Origin of the sequence: Pseudomonas sp. G11, from assembly GCF_029457515.1 — a bacterium.
In the GTDB taxonomy this organism is placed as follows: domain Bacteria; phylum Pseudomonadota; class Gammaproteobacteria; order Pseudomonadales; family Pseudomonadaceae; genus Aquipseudomonas; species Aquipseudomonas gorinensis.
The window spans coordinates 4,295,533-4,315,320 of the sequence record NZ_CP120377.1 but is presented as its reverse complement, the minus strand read 5'-3'; the positions used below and the strand labels follow the sequence as shown (position 1 = coordinate 4,315,320).

Annotated in this window: 12 protein-coding genes and 3 pseudogenes; 8 read left to right on the top strand and 7 right to left on the bottom strand. The window is 56.7% G+C overall.

The window, feature by feature from the left end:
* Positions 1 to 64: 64 nt before the first annotated feature.
* Positions 65 to 1,069, top strand: coding sequence for an EAL domain-containing protein (locus P2T68_RS19960; RefSeq protein WP_277378157.1), 1,005 nt, complete (start codon positions 65 to 67; stop codon positions 1,067 to 1,069).
* Here the strand turns inward: P2T68_RS19960 and P2T68_RS19955 are convergent.
* On the bottom strand, positions 1,006 to 1,683 hold the full coding sequence (locus tag P2T68_RS19955; protein WP_277378156.1) for a response regulator transcription factor: 678 nt from the start codon (positions 1,681 to 1,683) through the stop codon (positions 1,006 to 1,008). The genes P2T68_RS19960 and P2T68_RS19955 overlap by 64 nt on opposite strands.
* A gap of 246 nt (positions 1,684 to 1,929) precedes the next feature.
* Between P2T68_RS19955 and P2T68_RS19950 the strand changes: the two genes are divergently transcribed.
* The 5 genes from P2T68_RS19950 (at position 1,930) to P2T68_RS19930 (ending at position 12,761) form a co-directional block, all read left to right on the top strand.
* Positions 1,930 to 4,701: a hybrid sensor histidine kinase/response regulator gene (locus tag P2T68_RS19950; RefSeq protein WP_277378155.1), complete on the top strand. Its 2,772-nt coding sequence runs from the start codon at positions 1,930 to 1,932 to the stop codon at positions 4,699 to 4,701.
* 75 nt (positions 4,702 to 4,776) lie between these two features.
* On the top strand, positions 4,777 to 8,220 hold the full coding sequence (locus P2T68_RS19945; protein ID WP_277378154.1) for a hybrid sensor histidine kinase/response regulator: 3,444 nt from the start codon (positions 4,777 to 4,779) through the stop codon (positions 8,218 to 8,220).
* A 227-nt stretch (positions 8,221 to 8,447) separates the two neighbouring features.
* Positions 8,448 to 9,065, top strand: coding sequence for a fimbrial protein (locus P2T68_RS19940; RefSeq protein ID WP_262050561.1), 618 nt, complete (start codon positions 8,448 to 8,450; stop codon positions 9,063 to 9,065).
* Between the two features lie 66 nt (positions 9,066 to 9,131).
* Positions 9,132 to 9,893: a molecular chaperone gene (locus tag P2T68_RS19935; protein WP_277378153.1), complete on the top strand. Its 762-nt coding sequence runs from the start codon at positions 9,132 to 9,134 to the stop codon at positions 9,891 to 9,893.
* Positions 9,894 to 10,010: 117 nt separating this feature from the next.
* The gene (locus P2T68_RS19930; protein WP_277378152.1) at positions 10,011 to 12,761 is read left to right on the top strand and encodes a fimbria/pilus outer membrane usher protein; all 2,751 of its coding nucleotides are present in this window, start codon (positions 10,011 to 10,013) and stop codon (positions 12,759 to 12,761) included.
* 91 nt (positions 12,762 to 12,852) lie between these two features.
* On the opposite strand, the gene P2T68_RS19925 is transcribed toward P2T68_RS19930, so the two are convergent.
* Together P2T68_RS19925 and P2T68_RS19920 are read right to left on the bottom strand one after the other, a co-directional pair.
* A complete protein-coding gene (locus P2T68_RS19925) occupies positions 12,853 to 13,197 on the bottom strand; it encodes a hypothetical protein (RefSeq protein ID WP_277378151.1) in 345 nt (114 codons plus the stop codon).
* Positions 13,198 to 13,392: 195 nt separating this feature from the next.
* Entirely contained in the window at positions 13,393 to 13,698 is a 306-nt protein-coding gene (locus tag P2T68_RS19920) for a hypothetical protein (RefSeq protein ID WP_262050565.1), read from the bottom strand.
* A gap of 634 nt (positions 13,699 to 14,332) precedes the next feature.
* On the opposite strand from P2T68_RS19920, the pseudogene P2T68_RS19915 reads away from it, so the two are divergent.
* Positions 14,333 to 15,285, top strand: a pseudogene (locus tag P2T68_RS19915) (IS630 family transposase); the annotation flags it as partial.
* 295 nt (positions 15,286 to 15,580) lie between these two features.
* Here the strand turns inward: P2T68_RS19915 and P2T68_RS19910 are convergent.
* A pseudogene (locus P2T68_RS19910) lies at positions 15,581 to 15,697 on the bottom strand (integrase); the annotation flags it as partial.
* Between the two features lie 34 nt (positions 15,698 to 15,731).
* The gene (mobH, locus tag P2T68_RS19905; protein WP_277379762.1) at positions 15,732 to 17,456 is read right to left on the bottom strand and encodes a MobH family relaxase; all 1,725 of its coding nucleotides are present in this window, start codon (positions 17,454 to 17,456) and stop codon (positions 15,732 to 15,734) included.
* 221 nt (positions 17,457 to 17,677) lie between these two features.
* Between mobH and P2T68_RS19900 the strand changes: the two genes are divergently transcribed.
* Complete coding sequence (locus P2T68_RS19900) at positions 17,678 to 17,875, top strand: hypothetical protein (RefSeq protein ID WP_007901093.1); 198 nt, start codon at positions 17,678 to 17,680, stop codon at positions 17,873 to 17,875.
* A gap of 129 nt (positions 17,876 to 18,004) precedes the next feature.
* Here the strand turns inward: P2T68_RS19900 and P2T68_RS19895 are convergent.
* A pseudogene (locus tag P2T68_RS19895) lies at positions 18,005 to 18,964 on the bottom strand (zincin-like metallopeptidase domain-containing protein).
* A gap of 131 nt (positions 18,965 to 19,095) precedes the next feature.
* On the bottom strand, positions 19,096 to 19,425 hold the full coding sequence (locus tag P2T68_RS19890; protein WP_277378149.1) for a hypothetical protein: 330 nt from the start codon (positions 19,423 to 19,425) through the stop codon (positions 19,096 to 19,098).
* Positions 19,426 to 19,788: the final 363 nt, after the last annotated feature.

The window sequence follows — 19,788 nt, the reverse complement described above, 5'->3', positions numbered from 1 at the left end:
GTTGCACTCAGCTTCTGCAACCGCCATACTTGTCTTATTGTTCGAGTATATGGCGGCCTGAATAATGGCTCGCTTCGCTGCCATCCAACTTTTCTTGTTCATACAAAAGGTTTTATGGTTTTTTTATACGCGTGACTGCAGTCGGTATTTCCCTATGTTTATTAAAGACAGTCTTGAGCCTGGGTTGAATGACCAGGACTTCATCCATGCCATGGCTGGTGGCGAGGCTTTTCGTGTGGTCTTGCAACCCCAGCATGATCTGCTGACCGGTGCCCTGGTTGGCGCTGAAGCCCTGGCCCGCTGGGATCATCGACAATACGGCGAAATTGCGCCCTCGGTGTTCATACCGGCCTTGACCCGGCTAGGGGGCGAGCCCTGGCTGTTCAAACAGATGGTCAGGCAGATCCAGGCGGTATTGTGGGTGCTGCTTGAAGCGGATGCGGCGTGCCCGATTTCAGTTAATACCTCGGTGGCGACGCTGTCGATCCCAGGACTATTGCGCCAGCTAGAGTCCAGCCTGAGCGAAAGCCGGATTCCACCTCGCTTGATGAAAATCGAAATCACTGAAGATCTGGCTATCGATGATCTGAAAGGCCTTGCCGATGAACTCCACTGGATGCGTGCTCAAGGCTTCGGGATAAGCATGGATGATTTCGGTATCGGCACCTCCACGCTGGAGAGACTGACACAGTTGCCTTTCACCGAGCTCAAGATAGACCGCTCGTTCGTCCTCCGCATGCTCGATGAACCGGCGGCGGGCGCCGTGGTACGGGCGGCTTTAGACTTGGGCAATGTCCTGGAGATGGATGTGGTAGCAGAAGGCATAGAGTGCGCCGAGCAGATCCTTTTACTGCGAGAATTCGGCGGGCGGGTGGGGCAAGGTTATGGACTTGGTGCGCCCATGGAAGTCGAGACCTTCATCGCCTACGCGCTGGCTGCGGCTGGGCGTTGTGAGCGCCGATCGCCCCTCTGCGGAATCACCGGCTCTTTAGCAAAAGCAAGACATCACTCCGGGGACGAATCTGCCCCGCTGGAGGGGGTGGATGCCGTGGCGATACCGGTTTCGTAGGCGAAGCGAAACAGGTCGGCATCGCGCTCTATGCCCAACTTGCGCATGGCGCTGGTTTTTTGTGAGCTGATGGTTTGTTTTGAACGGTGCAATTGTTCCGCGATTTCGTTGATCGACTGACCGCCGACGTACAGCCTGACCACTTCCAATTCGCGCTTTGTCAGATCCAAGCCTTCATCCGCGTTCCGATGGTGACCGGCAGAGCCTGTCCGTGAAATCTCGGAGGGGAAATAACGAGTGCCTGCATGCACAGCATGAATGGCTGATATCAGATGACGGGTTTCGTTGACCTTGCCCAGTACCGATTCCACCCCGAGCTTGGCCAGTTCTTGAACGATGGCGGGGCTATCCAATGTGGTGAATACGACAATCTTCAAGGTGGGAAAACAACGGCGCAAATAAGAAATGAAGGTTAACCCGTCGCCGTAGGCACCTCCAGGCATCGCGTAGTCGGTGACCAGGACATCGCAGGATTGATGCTGCAACAATCCAACCAGTTCGCCAGAGTCCCGGGCGACACCGACGACCTCAAGGGTCGGAATCGCTGCGAGATCATGTTGGATACCCGACAGCAGGGCTGGGTGATCATCGGCCAGCAGAATACGGATCTTCATGATGCGCGCGCTTTACTCTTGGAGGGTGGAGAAACAATCGATTAAAACTGTCGAGAATTTATAACAACGCCAGTCCGGCACGGTAGCACTCGATTGTTCTTGGATGGAAGACACTAAGCCCTCATTCATCAAAGTACTAAAAGTTGCGTAATGGGGCTAGTACTTGTCTGCAATGGATTTCCAGCCGTCCTGAAAAAGTCTGACTCGGTTCATAGTATGCCCCTACTAAAGGATGAGCCCAGTGCTGTGACCAACGCCCAAATGAACGTCTTGACTCGCTATCGCCGTTTTCAGCGACTGCTGCTGTTTGGAGGAGGTCTGTTCACCACGCTGATGGTGCTGTTGACTTTTTCATTGGGGGTGCATGAGCGCTGGCGCACGCATCTGGAAGTGTTACGCCAGGTCTTTATCGTTAACCGCAATATTCTGGCGACACAGGACATGAGCGTGCTGGTCACGCCATTCAACTTTTATGGCATGTGCAGCACTGTGCTGATTCTGCCGCGCAACGGCGAAGTACTGGTCAGTGCCACCAACCCGTGCGATGACTCTCGCGACCTGGAGCCTGACTACCTGCATGATCTGGTCGATAACACCTACTTGCCTCTGCAAGAGCGATACGGCGACGGGGTATTCAGCCTCACGGGTATCGTCGCGGACAGCGATTGGGTCCTCTTGCATGCTTATAGCTCGCGCAGTATCGGCATCATCATCGGCCGGCAGGTGAGCCTGGAGGGCGTGTTGACCCTGATAACGCTGATATTGATGTGGCTGTTACTTATTGCTCTTAGGCTAGGGGTCTTTTCTCCGTTATTGAAATGGGCACGGAGTGTCCACGAGAGTGAAAAACTCAACCGTATCTTGATCGACACCGTGCCGGTGGGATTGGGGGTGATTGCCCTGGATAGTGGCGAGGTACTGCTATGCAGCCCCACGATGCTGGAAACGGGTGGGCGCTTAGCCCCTGTGGGCGCCTCCTTGTCGGCGGCCTTTATCAAACGGTATGACGAGTTGATGCTTGAATACCGCAGGCAACCAGGGAAACCGCCTGAGGCCTTCCATGAAGAGTTGAGCTTCACACTGCGCGATAACTCCAGGCTCGACTTGTCGGTGAGAATGGCGCGAGCACGCCACAAAGGGCGGGAGGTGCTGGTGACGGCGTTTGCTGATATCACGGCGAAGATCCGGGTGACAGAACAGATGCGCGAAGCGCACCAGCTCGCCGATTCGGCCAATGCCGCGAAATCGGCGTTCCTCGCGGCCATGAGCCATGAGATCCGCACCCCCCTCAACGCTATCCTCGGCAATCTGGAGCTGCTGTCCCATTCCGCCCTCGATTGCGTGCAGCGCGATCGGCTGAACGTGATCCGCTCCGCCTCCGATGGCCTGCTGGCAACTATCAGCGATGTATTGGATTTCTCTAAAATCGAGGCTGGCGAGCTGCGTCTGGAGCACATCGAGTTCGATGTGCTGGAAGTGGTATCCCGCGCGCTGATGATGTTCGCTCCGGTGGCGGCGGCCAAGGGCCTGCGATTGATGGGCGAATTGGGCCATGCATCAACGCAGCCGATGCGCGGAGACCCGGCCCGCCTCGGGCAGGTGATCTATAACCTGCTATCCAATGCCATCAAGTTCACTGAGTCCGGGCAGGTGCTGTTGCGCATGCTGACGGACGAGCCCAGGTCGCGGTTGCTGATCGAGGTCCAGGATACCGGCATCGGCTTGTCATCGGGGCAGTTGGCGCGCATGTTCCAGGCCTTTAGCCAAGCGGATGCTTCTATCAATCGCCGCTTTGGCGGTACCGGGTTGGGGCTGGCGTTGTGCTCGCGGCTGGTGCAGGCCATGGACGGCACATTGTCCGTCGTCAGCGAACTGGGGGAGGGCAGCCGTTTCATCCTGAGCCTGCCCCTGGGGGCGTGTACGCAAGTGCCGTTGGTGCCGCGTTTCAATGGCCAGCACGTATTGCTGGTGGTGGCCGCGCATTCCGCCTGTGACTATGTCTGCGGCATGTTGCAAGCCTGGGGCCTGCGCGTCACTTGCTACAGCCATCCCTCCCAGGTCGGATCAGAGGCAATTTCGACGGCGTCGATATTGATTCTCTGGGGGGAGCGGCACAGCTGGCAAGCCGCTGAGGAAAATCGACTTGTGGACGAGTCGTCGTGGGTCATCGATTGTGCTCTCGATGGAACCCGGGAACCCTTGGTTGCTGGGCGTCTATTGAGTGTTTCGATGTTCGTGCTGCGCGGTCTGGTCGCAGGCTTGCGTCATGTGCTGCAAGGCAAAGCGTTGGCCGCGCCACAAAACGCCAGAAAAGTGCTGGTCAAGCCATTGCGGGTGCTGGTCGTCGAAGACACTCTATTGAACCGCGAGCTGTTCAGGGAGCAACTCAAGCTGCTGGGCTGTGCTCCGTTGGTGGTTGCAAATGGCGAGCAGGCGCTGGCATGGCTGGATGATCAACCGTTTGACGCACTGCTCACCGACCTGGCCATGCCCTTGCTCGATGGCTACGAATTGGCACGTCGGGTACGGCAGCGCTGGCCCGATCTGCCAGTGTTGGCGGTCACTGCCCATGTCACGCTGCAGGACCGCAGGTGTTGCGAAAAGGCGGGCATGCTCCGCGTGCTGGGCAAACCCTTGTCGTTGAATGTACTGGCCCAGGCTTTGTCAGAAGTGACGGGCACCGAATGCACTTACTACGAGGTCGGTCAGGGCAGTGGGCTGCTGGGCGGGCAGGTGCTGCCAGACAGTATTCGCGAGATGTTCTGGGAGTCCTGTGAAGCCTCGTTGACAGTGCTGCGCCAGGCCAGGCGCGACGGTGATGTGCAGCAAATGCTCGCAGAGTTACACTCCCTGAGCGGCATACTCGCGGTGTATCGGATGCGCGGGGTGAGCCGCAAGCTGATCGATGCGGAGAACGGGCTGAAGTGTGGGGCCGGCTCCGCGCTGGCGAAGGTGGACAAGCTGATGGCAGAGCTGGAAGCAGAGATCAATCTGGCGCGCACCGCGGCTATCGCGTGAGCTTGCCTTTACCGCGTCTGAACGCAGCGATCCATATTTCAGCAAATGAGTGCGCAGTGGGAGAACGTTCGAGCGATGACCACAACCTTTGACCAGGATGGTGTGCTGGCCCGCTTGCATCGCTATCAGACTATGTTGGTCATGGGCGGTGGCATTGCCATCACCGTGTTGGTGCTGCTGGCCGGGGTACTGGAAGTGGTTGCCTCGGTGATGACCTACGTTGCCCGGACCAACGAAGAAGTCTCCGTCGATGTGCGTCACGTAATGGACTTCACTGCGCGTGCCACGGCGACTTTACGAAACAATGTGCAGAACATGGAGCTTGCCTGGGAGCGTGCCGACGCACCGGACAGCAAGCGTCTGCAGGCCTACATCGAAGCTGGCAAGCTGGTGCGCGTAAGTGCGCCCGCTACCACGCCTTCGTTGCTGGTGCTCGGCAGCACCCATCAGGACGATCCCGACCAGGCCTGGCGCTACATCGAACTGGCGCAGCAGATGGCACCCGCCACTGCAGTGATAGCGGCCCGAAACGCCGGTGATCTTAGCGCCTATGTCTACAGCCCCGAACGTAGTGTTCTCATCCTCGCGGTTGCAGCCTGGCCCGGAGCAGAGTGGCAGGCGCGTATCGCGGCGTCCCGCGACAGCCTGTTCGAAACCCTGACCCGCCAGAACGGACGCGCACTGCTCGCAGCGGACAACCCTGCGCGGAATAGAGCAAAGGGGTTGCCGGCATTTCAATGGCTGGCGCCCTATGACAGCCCGCTCACCGGCACTCCGGCGATTCGGGTGGCGGCACCGCTGATCGGCCGTGATCAGCACTCTTTCGGCACCCTGGTGTTCGAGCTGCCGCTGGCCAGCCTGGCAGCCAAGTTGCCGGACACCGGCCTGCAAGGCAGTTGCATGATTCTGGGCGCCGATGGCTCGCCGATCTTTTCCTGTGAGCAGGCGGGTGGGCCTCAAACCTTGAGCGAGGCCCAGCAGGCATTGGCTGACGGCTTGGGACGCAGTCGCCAAACGACTTATCTGCAAGGCCATGTCCTCAGCGGCTGGCCGCTGGGAGACACCTCCTGGACGCTGGTATACGCCCAGTCGTGGCAGCAGATCGCTAAAGGTGTTGCACCGCAGATCGCCGTCACCGCACTGACCTCGGCCCTGATCATCCTGGTCACCTGGCTGGTATTGCTGCTGGTCAAGTGGCGGTTGCTGGCGCCGGCCGTGGCGCAGTCGCGCCGGGTATTTGAAAACGAGCAACTCAGCCGGATTCTGGTGGAAACCGCACCGATAGGATTAGGCCTGATCGCTGTCGACAACGAACAGCCGTTGCTGCGCAGCCCGGCGATGATCGACATGGCCCGGCAGATCTCCCGCCCTGGAACCAGCTTGTCAGCACTGTTTGCCCGGCATTTCAAACAACGGCTGACACTGCCGGATACGCCACCGGTGTACACCATTCGCCAGGAAGACCTCGGTGTTTCCACCCTCGATGGCCAACACATCGACCTGTCGGTGAGCATCGCTCAGGCTCGTTACCAAGGTCGCGATGTGCTGGTGACAGCGTTCACCGACGTGACCGCAAAAAAACGCCTTGAGCAGCAACTACGTGAAGCTCGCCAGGCCGCAGACGCCGCCAATGCGGCCAAGTCAGGGTTCCTGGCGACCATGAGCCACGAAATCCGCACGCCGTTGAACGCCATCCTGGGCAACCTCGAGTTGCTTGCCTACTCGCCGCTCAACTCGCGCCAACGCGACCGCCTCAAGACCATCCAGGCAACTTCCGATGCGTTGCTGGGTATCATCAGTGACGTTCTGGACTTTTCCAGAATCGAAGCCAATGAGTTGCGCCTGGAAGACCTTGAGTTCGATGCCCTGGAGATCGCGTCTCGGGCGCTGATGATATTTGCACCCGTCGCGCGGGCCAAGGGCCTGACGTTGCTAGGCGAGTTAGAGGAGAGCGTTTCGTTGCCGATGCGTGGTGATCCTACGCGCATGGGGCAGGTGATCCATAACCTGCTGTCCAACGCCATCAAGTTTACCGACAAGGGCCAGATACTGCTGCGCCTGACGGCGGATAAAGTCGCTCGCGCCGTGACTATCGAGGTCGAGGACAGTGGGATCGGTTTGACCGCCGAGCAACAGGCGCGGCTGTTCAGTGCGTTCAGTCAGGCCGACGTCAGTATCAACCGTCGGTATGGCGGCACCGGGCTGGGGTTGGCGCTGTGCTCGCGCTTGACCCAGGCCATGGGCGGCAGCCTTGTGGTGCAAAGCGAGCACGGTCACGGCAGTCGATTTACCCTGCGCTTGCCTCTGGGCGCGGCGACCGGTCACCCGGATCTTCCGCGCTTCGAGTCTGAACGCTTACTGTTGGTGGCGGCCTCGGCTGATTGCCGCAGCTATTTGACCCGGGCTCTGCGCAGTTGGGGATTGCAGGTCCAGTCCTATGGTCACCCGGCACAATTGCAAGATGACCAGCTTGAGGGCGCCGACACCCTGATTCTCTGGGGCTCACGACAGACCTGGCATGCCGATGACGAAAACCGCCTGGTGGAAAAGTCCTCTTGGGTCGTCGATTGCACGGAGGACGGCCCGGCCGAACCCGTGGCCGCCGGGCGCGTCCTCAGTGCGTCGGTGTTCGGTCTTCGCGGGCTGGCAGCGACGTTGCGCTACTGCCTGCAAGGTAAGCCGTTGGCAAAGGCGGAGCGGGGCTTGTTGGTACTGGCCAAACCGCTGAAGGTATTGATTGCGGAGGACAACGTGGTCAACCGCCGTCTGTTCGAGGAGCAGCTCGAACTGCTGGGATGCCTTGCCACCACGGTGGAGGGCGGGGCAAAAGCGCTTGCCTGTCTGGCGCAGGAATCATTCGATGTTTTGCTGACTGATCTGTCGATGCCGGATATGGACGGCTATGATCTTGCCTTGCAGGTTCGCCAGCGATGGCCGGCAGTCCCGGTGTTGGCGGTCACCGCCCACGTGACATCGCAGGAGCGCGCACGCTGCGAAGCAGTCGGCATGACTCGCGTGCTTAGCAAGCCGCTTTCACTAAGGGACCTAGGCCAAACCTTGGCCGAAGTGACCGGCACCGAGTGGGGGGGCAAGGCCTGGTCAGGGAGCGGAGTCCTGGCTGGCGATGCAGTTCCCGATGATATCCAGCGGGTGTTTCGCGAATCCTGCAAAGCATCCGTGGCAATCCTGCGTCGGGCTCAGGATGCGAGCGATGTCGCAGCGATCCTCGCAGAACTGCATTCGTTGCGTGGCGCCTTGGGGGTATTCAATATGCAACACATGGCCGCACTGTGCATGGACCTGGAACAGGATGTGCGCGCCAACGGTATAAGGGCTTGCAACACCGGCGTGAAGCAATTGTGCGATGCGCTGCAAACCAGTGTGATCAGCCCCCCTGAATCATTGCATGATCTACTGGAACGGATGTTATCCCTCGCGAATGCCAAGGCTCCCGAAGGCGCCATGGCTCAAATCGCCGTGCTGGTACGTCAAGCCCAACAACGTTTGCGCGATGGTTGATCGCGGTGATGGACTGCTGTGGGTCGCTCTCGACGCTAGTTGCCTTTTTCAGGCCCCACGGGCCCGGAACTTGACCTGGATCAATAACACTGTTGGTCCGCTGGAATTTTACGCCGTAAGTTTAACTTCCGTACTGGTCCTACATAAAATTTTTCTGCTTTTACTTAGTATTCGTTGGTGCCGGTAACGGCTATCAACAGGTATGCAAAGGCCTATGGAGACTTCCATTGGCGGGCGATATCTATACTCCATTAAAGCAGACACTGAATATGAAAAGGCTCTTTCTAAGCGTTGCAGTTATTTCGGCGATGGGGCTCTCGACCATGGTCAATGCGGCTTCTACTCCTACTGTTGGTGCTTCAGGCACTATCACTTTCAATGGCACTATCAGTGCCGATAGTTGTGTTGTTCATAGTGATGGCCCTGGCACTGCGGGCGGCAACCTGACTTACAATCTCGGGACTGTTCCAGTCAGCGCCCTGGGGACTGAAGCCAATCCAAGTGGTGGCGGTACCCTGACCGCGCTGCCAACAGACCTGAACTTGAGTGTGGAGTGCGGTTCGGCGGCAACCACCGTTGAACTGAAACTTACCCCAACTGCGGTCTCCGGCAAAGGTATTGCTGTGAGCGGTGGCGCGACCAACGTTCAGATTATGTTGGTGGATACTCGCAGTAATACTCCGGCACCACTTGATTTCACCTCCGGCAGCGCAACCTTGACTGGAGCGATCAGCGGTGGCAGCAGCAGTATCCCATTGAAGGCTTACTACACCCACACGTCCTCGGGCACGGCAACTGCGGGTCCGGCCAACGCAACCGTGGCTTACACCCTGTCTTACAACTAAGCCCTCGGCTTGCCTCAAGCGAGGTTGCGGAACCTTGCTTGAGGTCTTTTTTCGGAGGATTGTTTTTTGACCACTTTCATATTTCGTAGCCTCGCGGCTCACATCATGCTGGCGACAGCGTGCCTGGGTTTCAGTTTGTCCGCGCAGGCTGCCATTTCCCTTAGTGGTACTCGACTAATCTTTGAGGGTAAGAATAAAGAAGCCTCTATCATTGTTCGCAATGAAGGTTCAAAAGTGTTGGTCCAATCTTGGATCGAGAGCAATACGCCCGGTGATAGTGGTGAACTACCATTTGCAGTAACACCACCGTTGGCCAAGATGCAGCCTAATGGCCAACAACTGTTGCGCGTACTCTATGCAGGCAAGAGCGATTTGCCGACCGATAAAGAAACCGTGCTCTGGCTCAATGTTCAGGAAGTTCCGGAGCAAGTCGAAGGCGAGAACACGCTGCAGTTGGCGATTCGTCAGCGCATCAAGCTGTTCTATCGTCCAGCGGGCATCAGCGGAACGTCGGCCGATGCGGCTACCAGTTTGACCTGGCAATTGGTTCGGCAAGCCGGAAAACCGGCACTAAGAGTCGTCAATTCCAGTGCTTTTCATGTTCCGATCAATACCGTCGATCTGAGCGCCACGGCACAGCAGGAAAAACTCACCACGCCCTTCATGATCGCACCGGGAGAGACTCGCTACCTAACGCTGAAGAACGCCGGCATTTCGTCCCAGGCGCGCCTCAGCTTCAAGGCCGTGAACGATTTCGGTGGCGTGGACACCTTCAACGCACAACTCGTCAGCGGCTCCTCTGTTCAAGCTCAACGCGCAACGCCTTAGCCACACCCCCGAGTTTTCCCAAGCATCTCTTTAATACATAGCGCTATGGCCTGCGCTGACTGCCGAAGCCATAAGGCTGCGCGTTCCTTTTTTTGAGCAGAATCCCTCGTACTCATCATGTCGACACCTAGCCTGCTTTTCACATTACAGATGAACCGCTCCTGGCTTCGCATCAGCACTGCGCAGCTGATGCTATTGAGCACATGTCTGTTTTTCTGGGTCGACGCTATAGCGGCCGATGGCCTTGTTAAGGCCGTACCGGGGGCCGACACGCAGCTTGTTGCCAAAGCTACTGCGGTGGATATCACCCGTATCCCTGGCCGGGAGCACGAGGGTTACAACGTCGCGTTCCTGTATGGAGTGGGCCAGTCTGCTGATGTAAAAACGTTGTTGATGGGTAACGATGTGCTCCCGGGCATCTATCGGGTCGACATCTATGCAAATAACACGCTGGTCGGACGCCAGGATGTGGTCTTTTCCGAGAACCCCAAGTCCGGCGAGGTCGAGGCCTGTTTCAGCGAAGATCTGCTCAAACAAGTCGGCATCAATACCTTAGCGTTGCACAGCGAGGGTAAGCTCAAGGCCGATACTAGCTGCTATCGTCTGCCTGATCTGATTGATCAAGCCAGCGCAGTCTACGATTCGCCGCGGTTGCGCTTGAACCTGAGCGTGCCCCAAGTCTCGATGACCCGTGAGCGTCGCGGTTACGTCGATCCTTCAGTGTGGGATTCCGGGGTCACGTTGGGCTTCGTCAACTACAACCTCAATAGTCGCTATGACTACAGCTCCAGCAATGAAAGTCGGCAATCGACCAACCTGGGGTTGCGCATGGGACTAAACGTGGGTGACTGGCGTCTGCGCAACAACTCGTCCCAGACTTCCAGCACTGGGCAACCGTCGAAGTTCACCAGCCAGAACACCTATCTGCAGCGGGATATCACGGGGCTGAAAAGCCAACTATGGCTAGGTGAGACCTACACTAATTCGCCGCTGTTCGACGGGGTACGTTTTCGCGGCGTGCAGATGGCCTCGGACGAAGGCATGAGCCCGGATAGCGAGCAGGGATACGCGCCAGTCATTCGTGGGAATGCCGAGTCCAACGCCACCGTTGAAGTGCGCCAGAACAACTATCTGATCTACAGCGCCAACGTCTCGCCCGGGCCTTTTGAAATCACCGACCTCTCGCCGTCCGGTTCCAACGGCGACCTGGAGGTGACTATCATCGAGGCGGACGGACGCCGGCGGGTGATGCGCCAGGCATTTTCCAGCCCACCCTTGATGGTGCGTGAGGGCCGGCAGCGGTATGACGTGACGTTGGGGGAGTTCCAGCAGGATTACGGTTCCAGTGAGCGTCCGGTATTTGCGAATGGCTCGATGATGTATGGCTTGACCAGTGACCTGACCTTGGCCAGCGGTCTGCAGGCAGCTTCCGGCTTTCAGGCCTATAGCATGGGCGCAGGTATCAATACGCGTATCGGCGCAGTGTCCCTGGACGGAACCCAGTCCCACAGCAGCATTGATGGCGCGAGCAAGTCTGGCCAGCGCTTGCGCCTGCGCTATGCAAAATTCATCGAGAGCACCAACACTAACGTGTCGGTCAATGCTCAGCGCAGCCTCAATGAAAACTTCCGAAGCCTCTCTGACCACGTCTATGCCAGCAGCGCTGCACAGGGTCATACGTGGTATTCGAGTGAGTTTCCTGATTATTCGTCGAATTCTTCTGCGTACTCGCGAACGCGCCTGGACGTCTATCTGGCGCAGAACCTGGGCAAGGACAATCGCTTTGGCAGTGTGTATATCAACGGGTCGGACGAACGTTATTGGAGCAGTTCAAGCTCACGCAGCTACTCTGCGGGCTATAGCAACTCCTGGCGCAGCCTGAGCTACAACGTCGGTGTGACCCACGCGCAGAACGTCAGCTCGTCCGTGTATAGCAGTCGCTACAGCGACACCACGCTCACGCTTTCACTATCCTTCCCGTTAGGTGGAGGGGAAAGGCCGCCGCAAGTGTTCATGAACAGCAGTCGTCAGCAGGGGGGCGATACCAGCCTGCAGACGGGCGTCACGGGGACTTTGCCCAGTGACCGTGACGTGAACTATTCGGTGGTCGCCGGCAGGGGAACGGACGGAACCGGCAGTGGTTCGGCATCGGTTGGCAGTAACACGTCAGTCGGCAACATGACGGTGGGTTACAGCTATGGTAATCAATACCACTCGACTTCTCTGCAAGCCAACGGCGCTATCGTCGCCCATGCCGGAGGCGTCAACCTCGCCCAGCCGCTGAGCGAGACCTTTGCTTTGGTCAAGGTCGAACCGTGCATGGCGGACGTACCGGTGGCGAGCTACTCCGGGGTGAAAACGGGCGCCAACGGTTACGCAGTTGTCCCCAACGCTACGCCATACCGGGCGAACTGGCTGGGCCTAAGCGCAAATGGGATGAATCCTGACGTCGAGATCGACACGGCCATGCAACAAGTAGTGCCGCGTCGTGGTGCTGCGGCATTGGCTACGTTCAAGTCCAGCAGTGGACGCCGGGTGCAGTTCGAACTGTTCCGCCCGGATGGCAAGCTGATGCCCTTCGGTGCGACGGTAGATCACGACGACGGCCAGCGCCTGGGTATTGCCGATCCACGCGGACGGGTGCTCGCGTTGCTGAGCGATGAGCAGACTTCGGGCGAGCTGCTGATTAGCTGGGATAACAATCAGTGTCGCGTAAGGTTTGCTTTGCCGGAGAAAAAAGCCGGGGAGAACTATCAGAGCATTTCTCTGAAGTGCAACGCAGTGACTCCGGCGCCGGACAAGCCTGTACCTGCACCGAAAAAGATCAAGAGTGCAGCGCCGAGCATTGCGTTCTATCAGCCTCGGTAATAACCATCGACTTCGCCATGTCCATGAGCGTCATGGACCTCAATTGCGCACCGCCCTTGAGGGCGGCGCTGCCTACACCAGAGCGCGAGGCTCAGAAGTAACTCAAGGTAATTCGGTAAGCGTCATGCGAAGCATCTTGGCTGAGAACAATACCTTTTCCCGTTGAGCTCAGGTACCGCCAGACAACCACATCAGCATCCATGCTTGCAGTGACCAGCGACGTCATTTCACTGCGCTCGCATTGGATGGCGAGCGCGGAGGAGGGGAGGGCGGTGTGAACGTGGGAGTGGATTGGTTGGCATTGCGCCGCTTCTACGATTGCTCCGCTGAACTTAATCTTGCCTGTCGTGAAGGCCTCTGCGTTGGCCTGAGTAATCACGAGAGGACTAATAAGCAATGTAAGTAACACCATTAGACCGGGTTTTATGGTATTCATGGCCTTCTCCTGCTAGTGCTGGGTCGAGAATCGAACCAGGCTACTGCTATCTAATTCAACGGCACCTTTTTCATAAACTTTAGGGTTGGCTGATTAAATTTAGTGCGCAGTAGCAGCGGAGCATTGATGCGATCTGATGTGTTCTGAGAGAGGTCTTATCCTGAATTGGTTTGCGTGATTCCTGCATGATTTCGCTCAATACGGATATCGGACCGTGTCCTGCACTGGAATAGGGTTATCTGTTGATGAGATTATCCATTGCAGTTCCGCACGATCGACAAAAGCCGCATCGCAAATGGTGACTTTACCGCAACGAATGATCGACCCGGCGATCAGCTTTTCGCTGCCATAGATCAATGCAGAGAGAATCTGCGGGGAGTCGAGGCAGAAAGCCAGGGGGGCAAAGCTGCTCTGGCCACTGAATTTCTCGTTGATAATCAGCACATCAAACGGCGCATATGCATAATCTACCAAGCGCCGTAATTCCGTAATGGACTGCACTGGTGCAATCCTGTGATAGCCCAATTGGTTCAATACCCTTTCGATTCGCAAGCGAAAGAAATGCTGTTCATCGGCGATGAGAATCCGTGATGACTTATGTATCATTTTTACAGCCCTGCGCGGTAAGGTATGAAGTAGATTAAACTTACTCCTACAACCGCTTAGCCTAACGATGCTGTAATTTTTATTATATGGGACGGGTATTAAAAACAGCGCACATGCGGTAGCGACGTCGTTAGGATTTGTCGGGGAGGGCAAACACAATTGACTTCCGAACGAGCCTCACGTCATCATTTTGCCATTTCAGTTTGAATTTGAAGCAGGGGGCTGATCTGGCCGAGATTGAAGCATGGGTTTGCTGAGACATCCTTGGAGCATCTTTTTGAGGGCGTCAGTTAGTCATCCAAGAGCCCACCCCTTAATCGGCGATGACATTAGAGATTCTAATTGTGCGCAAAAAATGTTGGGCTTTACAGGAGTGGCCATATATCAACCTACCTATGAACAGCTCGGACATCGGCATGATAATCTTGGAACATGATGAGGACAGCTTCGGGTCTAGTATGCTGTCTCTGAAACAAGGTTCTAACCTAAGCTATGCTTCTGTGGTCAGTCAGTGCTCGGGGTGTATCACATGAACTCTCAGGGCATCGTGCTCAGTGAAGACGAACAAATTGAACTGAGTCGGCGCATAAGATCAGCCACGATCAGTCAGCGCGACGATCGTCGGCGCGGGTGATTTTGCTAGCCGCTCGAGGTTGTTCTCGTAATGAGATTGCCCAGTTGACCGGTCTCTCCGTTGTTTCAATCACCCGCTGGTGCAAGCGTTTTCAAGAGTTGCGTCTACAAGGCCTGGTGGATCTGCCCGGACGAGGTCGCAAGCCATCCCTGCCGGCCGAAGCGTTGAAACGGCCCCTTGAGCAAGTCACTCAGCCGCGTATCGGTCAGTCTCGCTGGAGCTGTCGAAGTATGGCGCGAGTCGCCGGCATCTCACCGGCCAGCGTCCAGCGCATATGGGCCGCCAACGACATAAAACCGCACCTGACACGCACCTTCAAACTGTCCAACGATCCAAACTTCGAAGAGAAATTTTGGGACGTCATTGGGTTGTATCTGGATCCGCCGGATAAGGCACTGGTGCTCTGTTGCGATGAAAAAAGCCAGGTTCAGGCCCTAGAGCGCACGCAGCCTGGACTGCCTTTGGGAATCGGGCATATCCGCACGCAATCGCACGATTATGTCCGCCACGGCACCGTTACCTTGTTCACCGCGCTGGATTATCTTCAGGGGCATTTGATCAGCAGCATTGAGCGCCAACATCGGCATCAGGAGTGGCCGGAGTTTCTCAAAAAGATCAATCGAGAAACGCCCAAGCATCTTCAACTGCATTTGATCGTCGACAACTATGCCACGCACAAGCATCCAAAAGTGAAGGCCTGGCTTGAGAAACACAAACGCTTCCACATGCATTTCACCCCGACCTCAAGTTCGTGGATGAACATGGTTGAACGCTTCTTTCGCGATATCACGGTGTACCTGCGTGACGGCAGTTTCAGTTCGGTTTGCGAACTGGAAAGCTCAATCACTGAATCGCCCCGGGTTTCGTAGACACCTCTTTGTCCACCATCGAGCGGCAGCTTCTGGTACAGGCTGTGTGAAAACGTTTTGGAGTGAGTTTGACACTCAGAACCGCAACGGAAATCGCATTCCTACGCAACTTTTAGGTCTGCTGACCAGCCAAACGCGGCCAGATTTTACGTAGCAACGCAGACTTCAAAACGGGGCATGCGTTTTCACACAGCCAGGGTCGATTCCTGCCCTTCGTGAAGGGCAGCTTTGGGTCGGATAGCGACGGTCTAGTATCGACCGTCGCTATAGATGCTCAGACTTCCGTCTGTTCCGCCATTTCCAGGGCATCATCGACCTCGATTCCCAGGTATCTGACGGTGCTTTCAAGCTTCGTATAACCAAGCAGGAGTTGGACAGAGTCAACTCTGCGTTTCGATCCCTCACCAATGGAGTGCCAGTGAAATTTAATCTTTTTCGATTTCAAGAAACGGATTATCGAGTGGCATCAATTCAAAAAAAAGCTTCGGATCCTCAATCAAGTATCCCTTCAGGGTGGTTTTCTTCCTAGGGCCTTGCACTTGGCATGCCCAGATATTCAGACCGTTGTCTCGCTTCCTGTGGACCTTCAGTTTCTCGAACTGCTTCTGCACCCAACGCCATTCTTCAATCCCTTGATCGGCACCCTGTGAGATACCAGGAAACTCCTGTACATAACGTTGGAAGAGACCAGGCGTGACCAGAAATATGCTGCCACTCACCGTGTGGATTTTGGCCTTGCTGTCATTGATGATCAGCTTGTGGCTCAGAATGCCTTCCTTGACCCAATTCAGGAATGCCTGGCCTGGGTTATCCAATTGAAACGTTGAAGTTTTGACGGCTCTTTCTGACAGCGCGTCATTGGCCTTTGGCTCTTCCAACTCGAACATATCCAGCAGCGTACCGAGGTAATCGGCATCCTCTAGCGCCATGGGATCCGGCTGCGGTTGACTTTGACCTGATCTTGTACTGGCTGTCTCGGGCGTTGGTGTTGGTACCGGCGTGTCAGTTGAGTGGTCATGGGTCGCAATGCTCACCGTTCCGCTGAAAACCTCGGGCCGGTCTTCGTTCCCCCAAATCAACGCCGGTCGAAGGCGCAGAAAGGTAAAGCTCTGCTGCCAGTCTCCTTGTGTCACTTGCGCAGTCCAGATGGCTTTGCCTTCTGGGGTCGACTCGACCAGTCCGTGCGATTGCAGCTCGTCGAACACAGTGATATTAGATGAGGGAATGCCCTCAATTGATTGCGACAGCAAATAGGCTCGCAGCTTGTCGGTGACCGTCTTGCTGACCAGCCACAGCGCGTCTTGAGTCAACCAACCCACGGCACCCGGCTGGTTGAGTTTCAGCTCGTGCTGAACCAGATGACGCAGTCCGCTGATCAAGTGATGTTGCAGCGAATGAATCGGCGCTTGCAGCGCCTTGCTCGGGTTGCCACCGATGTTCTGCGCGGTGGAGACGCGGTCGGCCTGCATCACCAACTCACCGAGCACGCCGGCACGTTCGTACTGGCCCGCCAGGACATACAGCAGACTGGCCCACAGCGACGGAAATCCACTGAGCCAATCGAGGATGGGGCGATCGAGAATCTGGGTGTAGAGCAAGCCTGCGGCGGCGCCGTGCAGGTGGTAATCGCGACCCTTGATGTAACGAAAACGGTAGGGCTGATCCAGGGTGCCCTGCCAAGGATGCCAAACACGACCATCCTGGCGTTCGACCAGCAGGTCCACGGCGATCTTGCCAATGTCATGCAGCAGGGCGCCATAGGCTATGCCAGCCGACCAGGCATCGGTCTGGGCGGCTTGGTCTTCGGGTGCGGCGCCGGTGGGCAGCAGATAGGATTGGCGCAGTTTCAAACTGCAGGCGACCAGTTCCAGTCCATGGTCGAGCATGCCGCCGAGATACGCATGGTGGTGCGTCTCGCTGGCCGGGAGTTGCTGGACCTGTTCGGCGTAGCGATGGATCGGATTCAAATAGAGTTGGATGAACTGCGCGTGGGAGAGGGCGGTGTACTGCCAGATGCGATCGAGCAACTGGCGGCGGTGCTCTGCGGCTAACAAGCTGTGAGCCGACTCAATGGGCAGGTAGCCTTCGGCGACGCTCACGGTCGGCGGCGGAGGGGGATTCTGCCTTTTGTGGCGAAACAGACTGAGCATCATGGTCCCCGGGAGGTGGCTGGGCCAGTGGCCTTTTAGCCTTTTCGGATAGGGCTCTTACCCTTGCCCCCCCATTCCTTTCCAACCCTTACCGTCCTTTTGGCGCGTGTCCCTTTGCGCGGCAATCGGAATATTGATACGGCTAGACATCGTTTTGTTGGAGGTAGTATGGAAAAGACGAGAGTCGTTACACTGCGGTGGATATTTTTTTGGGTCCTGCCATGAACCTCACTGATGCCACGCTCGTACTGCTGCTTGCGGCACGTATCCATGGGACCGACGAAGCCGTCAGGGCCTCGGCGAAGAGCGTGGTCAAGAAGTTGCCGCGCAGTAAACGCGATCTGATCTACAAGGTGATCGACAGCCGGAGTCCGCTCGAGTTGGTGGATTTTCTGGCGCAGAACCTGGATGCGGAATGACAGCCTGCGGGTGTGTGCCATCGCTGACTCTTTGCATCAGAGCCCCGCGGCATGGGGATTTTTCTGGGCGCATCACAGGGCCCAACTCGCGTTGGGCCCTGTGATGCGATTGCAACGGTGAGGTAACGATCAAACTCCATCGTTCATGCATCGTGAGTCATCCATTACCATCTGCTTCAGTTGCTGCTCCAGGTTGAGTACTTACTCCGAGGCGCTTCGGGCCTGACCACTGTCGCGAAAGATCGAGCGTTTGTCAGCCTTGAGCAGGCCGAGCCACGAATCGATATAGCCCTCGTGCCGCAGCTCCCCCTGTATACCGGCGTAGGCACATAAAAAAGCAGCGCCCATCTCTGCGATCAACTCCTCAAACGCGTAGCCTGGCGACCCGAACGGACAGGCAGAGGTCACGCCTTCGCGCTGCAACCGAGCGTGATGCCCGGTCCAGTGCGTCAGCTCATGAAGTGCAGTGGCGTAGTACCCGCCTTCATCGTGAAATTGTGCTTTTGTCGGCAGTAGGATGAGATCCCTGATCGGGTGGTAAAAGGCTTCGTCGGCAGGCCGATGAACGATGCGAGCGCCTGAACTTAACAGCAGATTTTCCGCAACGCTGTTGGGATGAAAGGGATCACTCTGTTCCGTCTTGAGCAGGGTGTCATTGAGCATTTCGAGCCCCTCCGTTTGCTCGATGTTGAACAGAAAATGCGTCCTGAGAATGCCGAAGTGAGCGACCTTGGGCTGATCGTTTTCATCGAGTACGGGTTGGCCTGACTCGGTCTGTTCCTCGCGCTCCATCGGCTTGTAGAGCACAGCCAGGGTGCTGTGCTCACCCTTACGGATGTGCCCACCGGCCTTTTTAGCTTGGTTGAAGGTCAGCCAACGATCTTGAGTGAACCCCTGCAACCTGGCCTCGGCCCAGAGCAGCGGTAAATTGATGCCCGAATACGGACGTCGTGTGATGGCATTTATGGGGTAGGGTTGATGACCGATGTAAGCTGAGCCACTTGAGGACCAGGGTTTGATCCAGGGAGCAACGCCTTGGTCTAACGCGGTAACGATCTTGTCAGTTACGTCTTGGTAGATATCGCGCATGGCAATTTCCTCGAAAGAAAAACGAAGGAACGCCTTGCCCGCCGGGGGAGGGTTCCCCGGTGGGTGATGGGCTGGATTGATGCAGGTCTTGCATGCCGTCCGAATGTGGAGGTGGGCGCCGCCAATTGCGCTTAGCGCTGGTGCTCTCCTGCAAGCGCTATCAGCAAGGCGCCAGGCTGACCCGGTTCTTGGAGTAGGCTCAGACTCAATTGCAGCAACGGGTCGTGGTCTAAGTGATCGGTTGGTTGAATGTGTACTACCTCGAACAGTACATAGGGCTCGTGTGGAGAGGCGAGGTGAGCTTCGAAGGCTGCGCGCAATACGTGGCTCAACCGATCGACCTGCAGCTTCTCAGCGTGATCGGATTGCTCGAGCAGTACTGCGCGTTGCCACGCGCCAGGGGTGAACACGATGGGCAACCGAAGGGTGTTCAGTGTTTCCGGTGTAAGTGAGTCGGGCATGGTATGTCTCCGTTGAAAACGCGAAGAAACCTGTCCCGTGGGGGAAAGAATTTCCCCGCGGTGGGTTGAAGAAAAACAAGAAAGTTTGCCTGACGAGCAGAGCTCGAAAGGCGCTCCGGAGAGCAGTAGGCGTTCATCACCGTAGAAACGGTGACCGTGCGAGCTACCGAACGCTAATCGCACTTGGGGAGAACCATCACCGAAGTGACGTAGTCTTGAAGGCTCTGGCTACCTGGGAAGATGCTGTCGATAACAGCGATCCGTACCTTGTATTTAGCCGGACGATTTATATGGGTCAATCGCTGTAGAGAAGCTGTTTCACGCGGCTAGTCTTCTGTCTTCCAGTGAAGATTATTCGGCTGG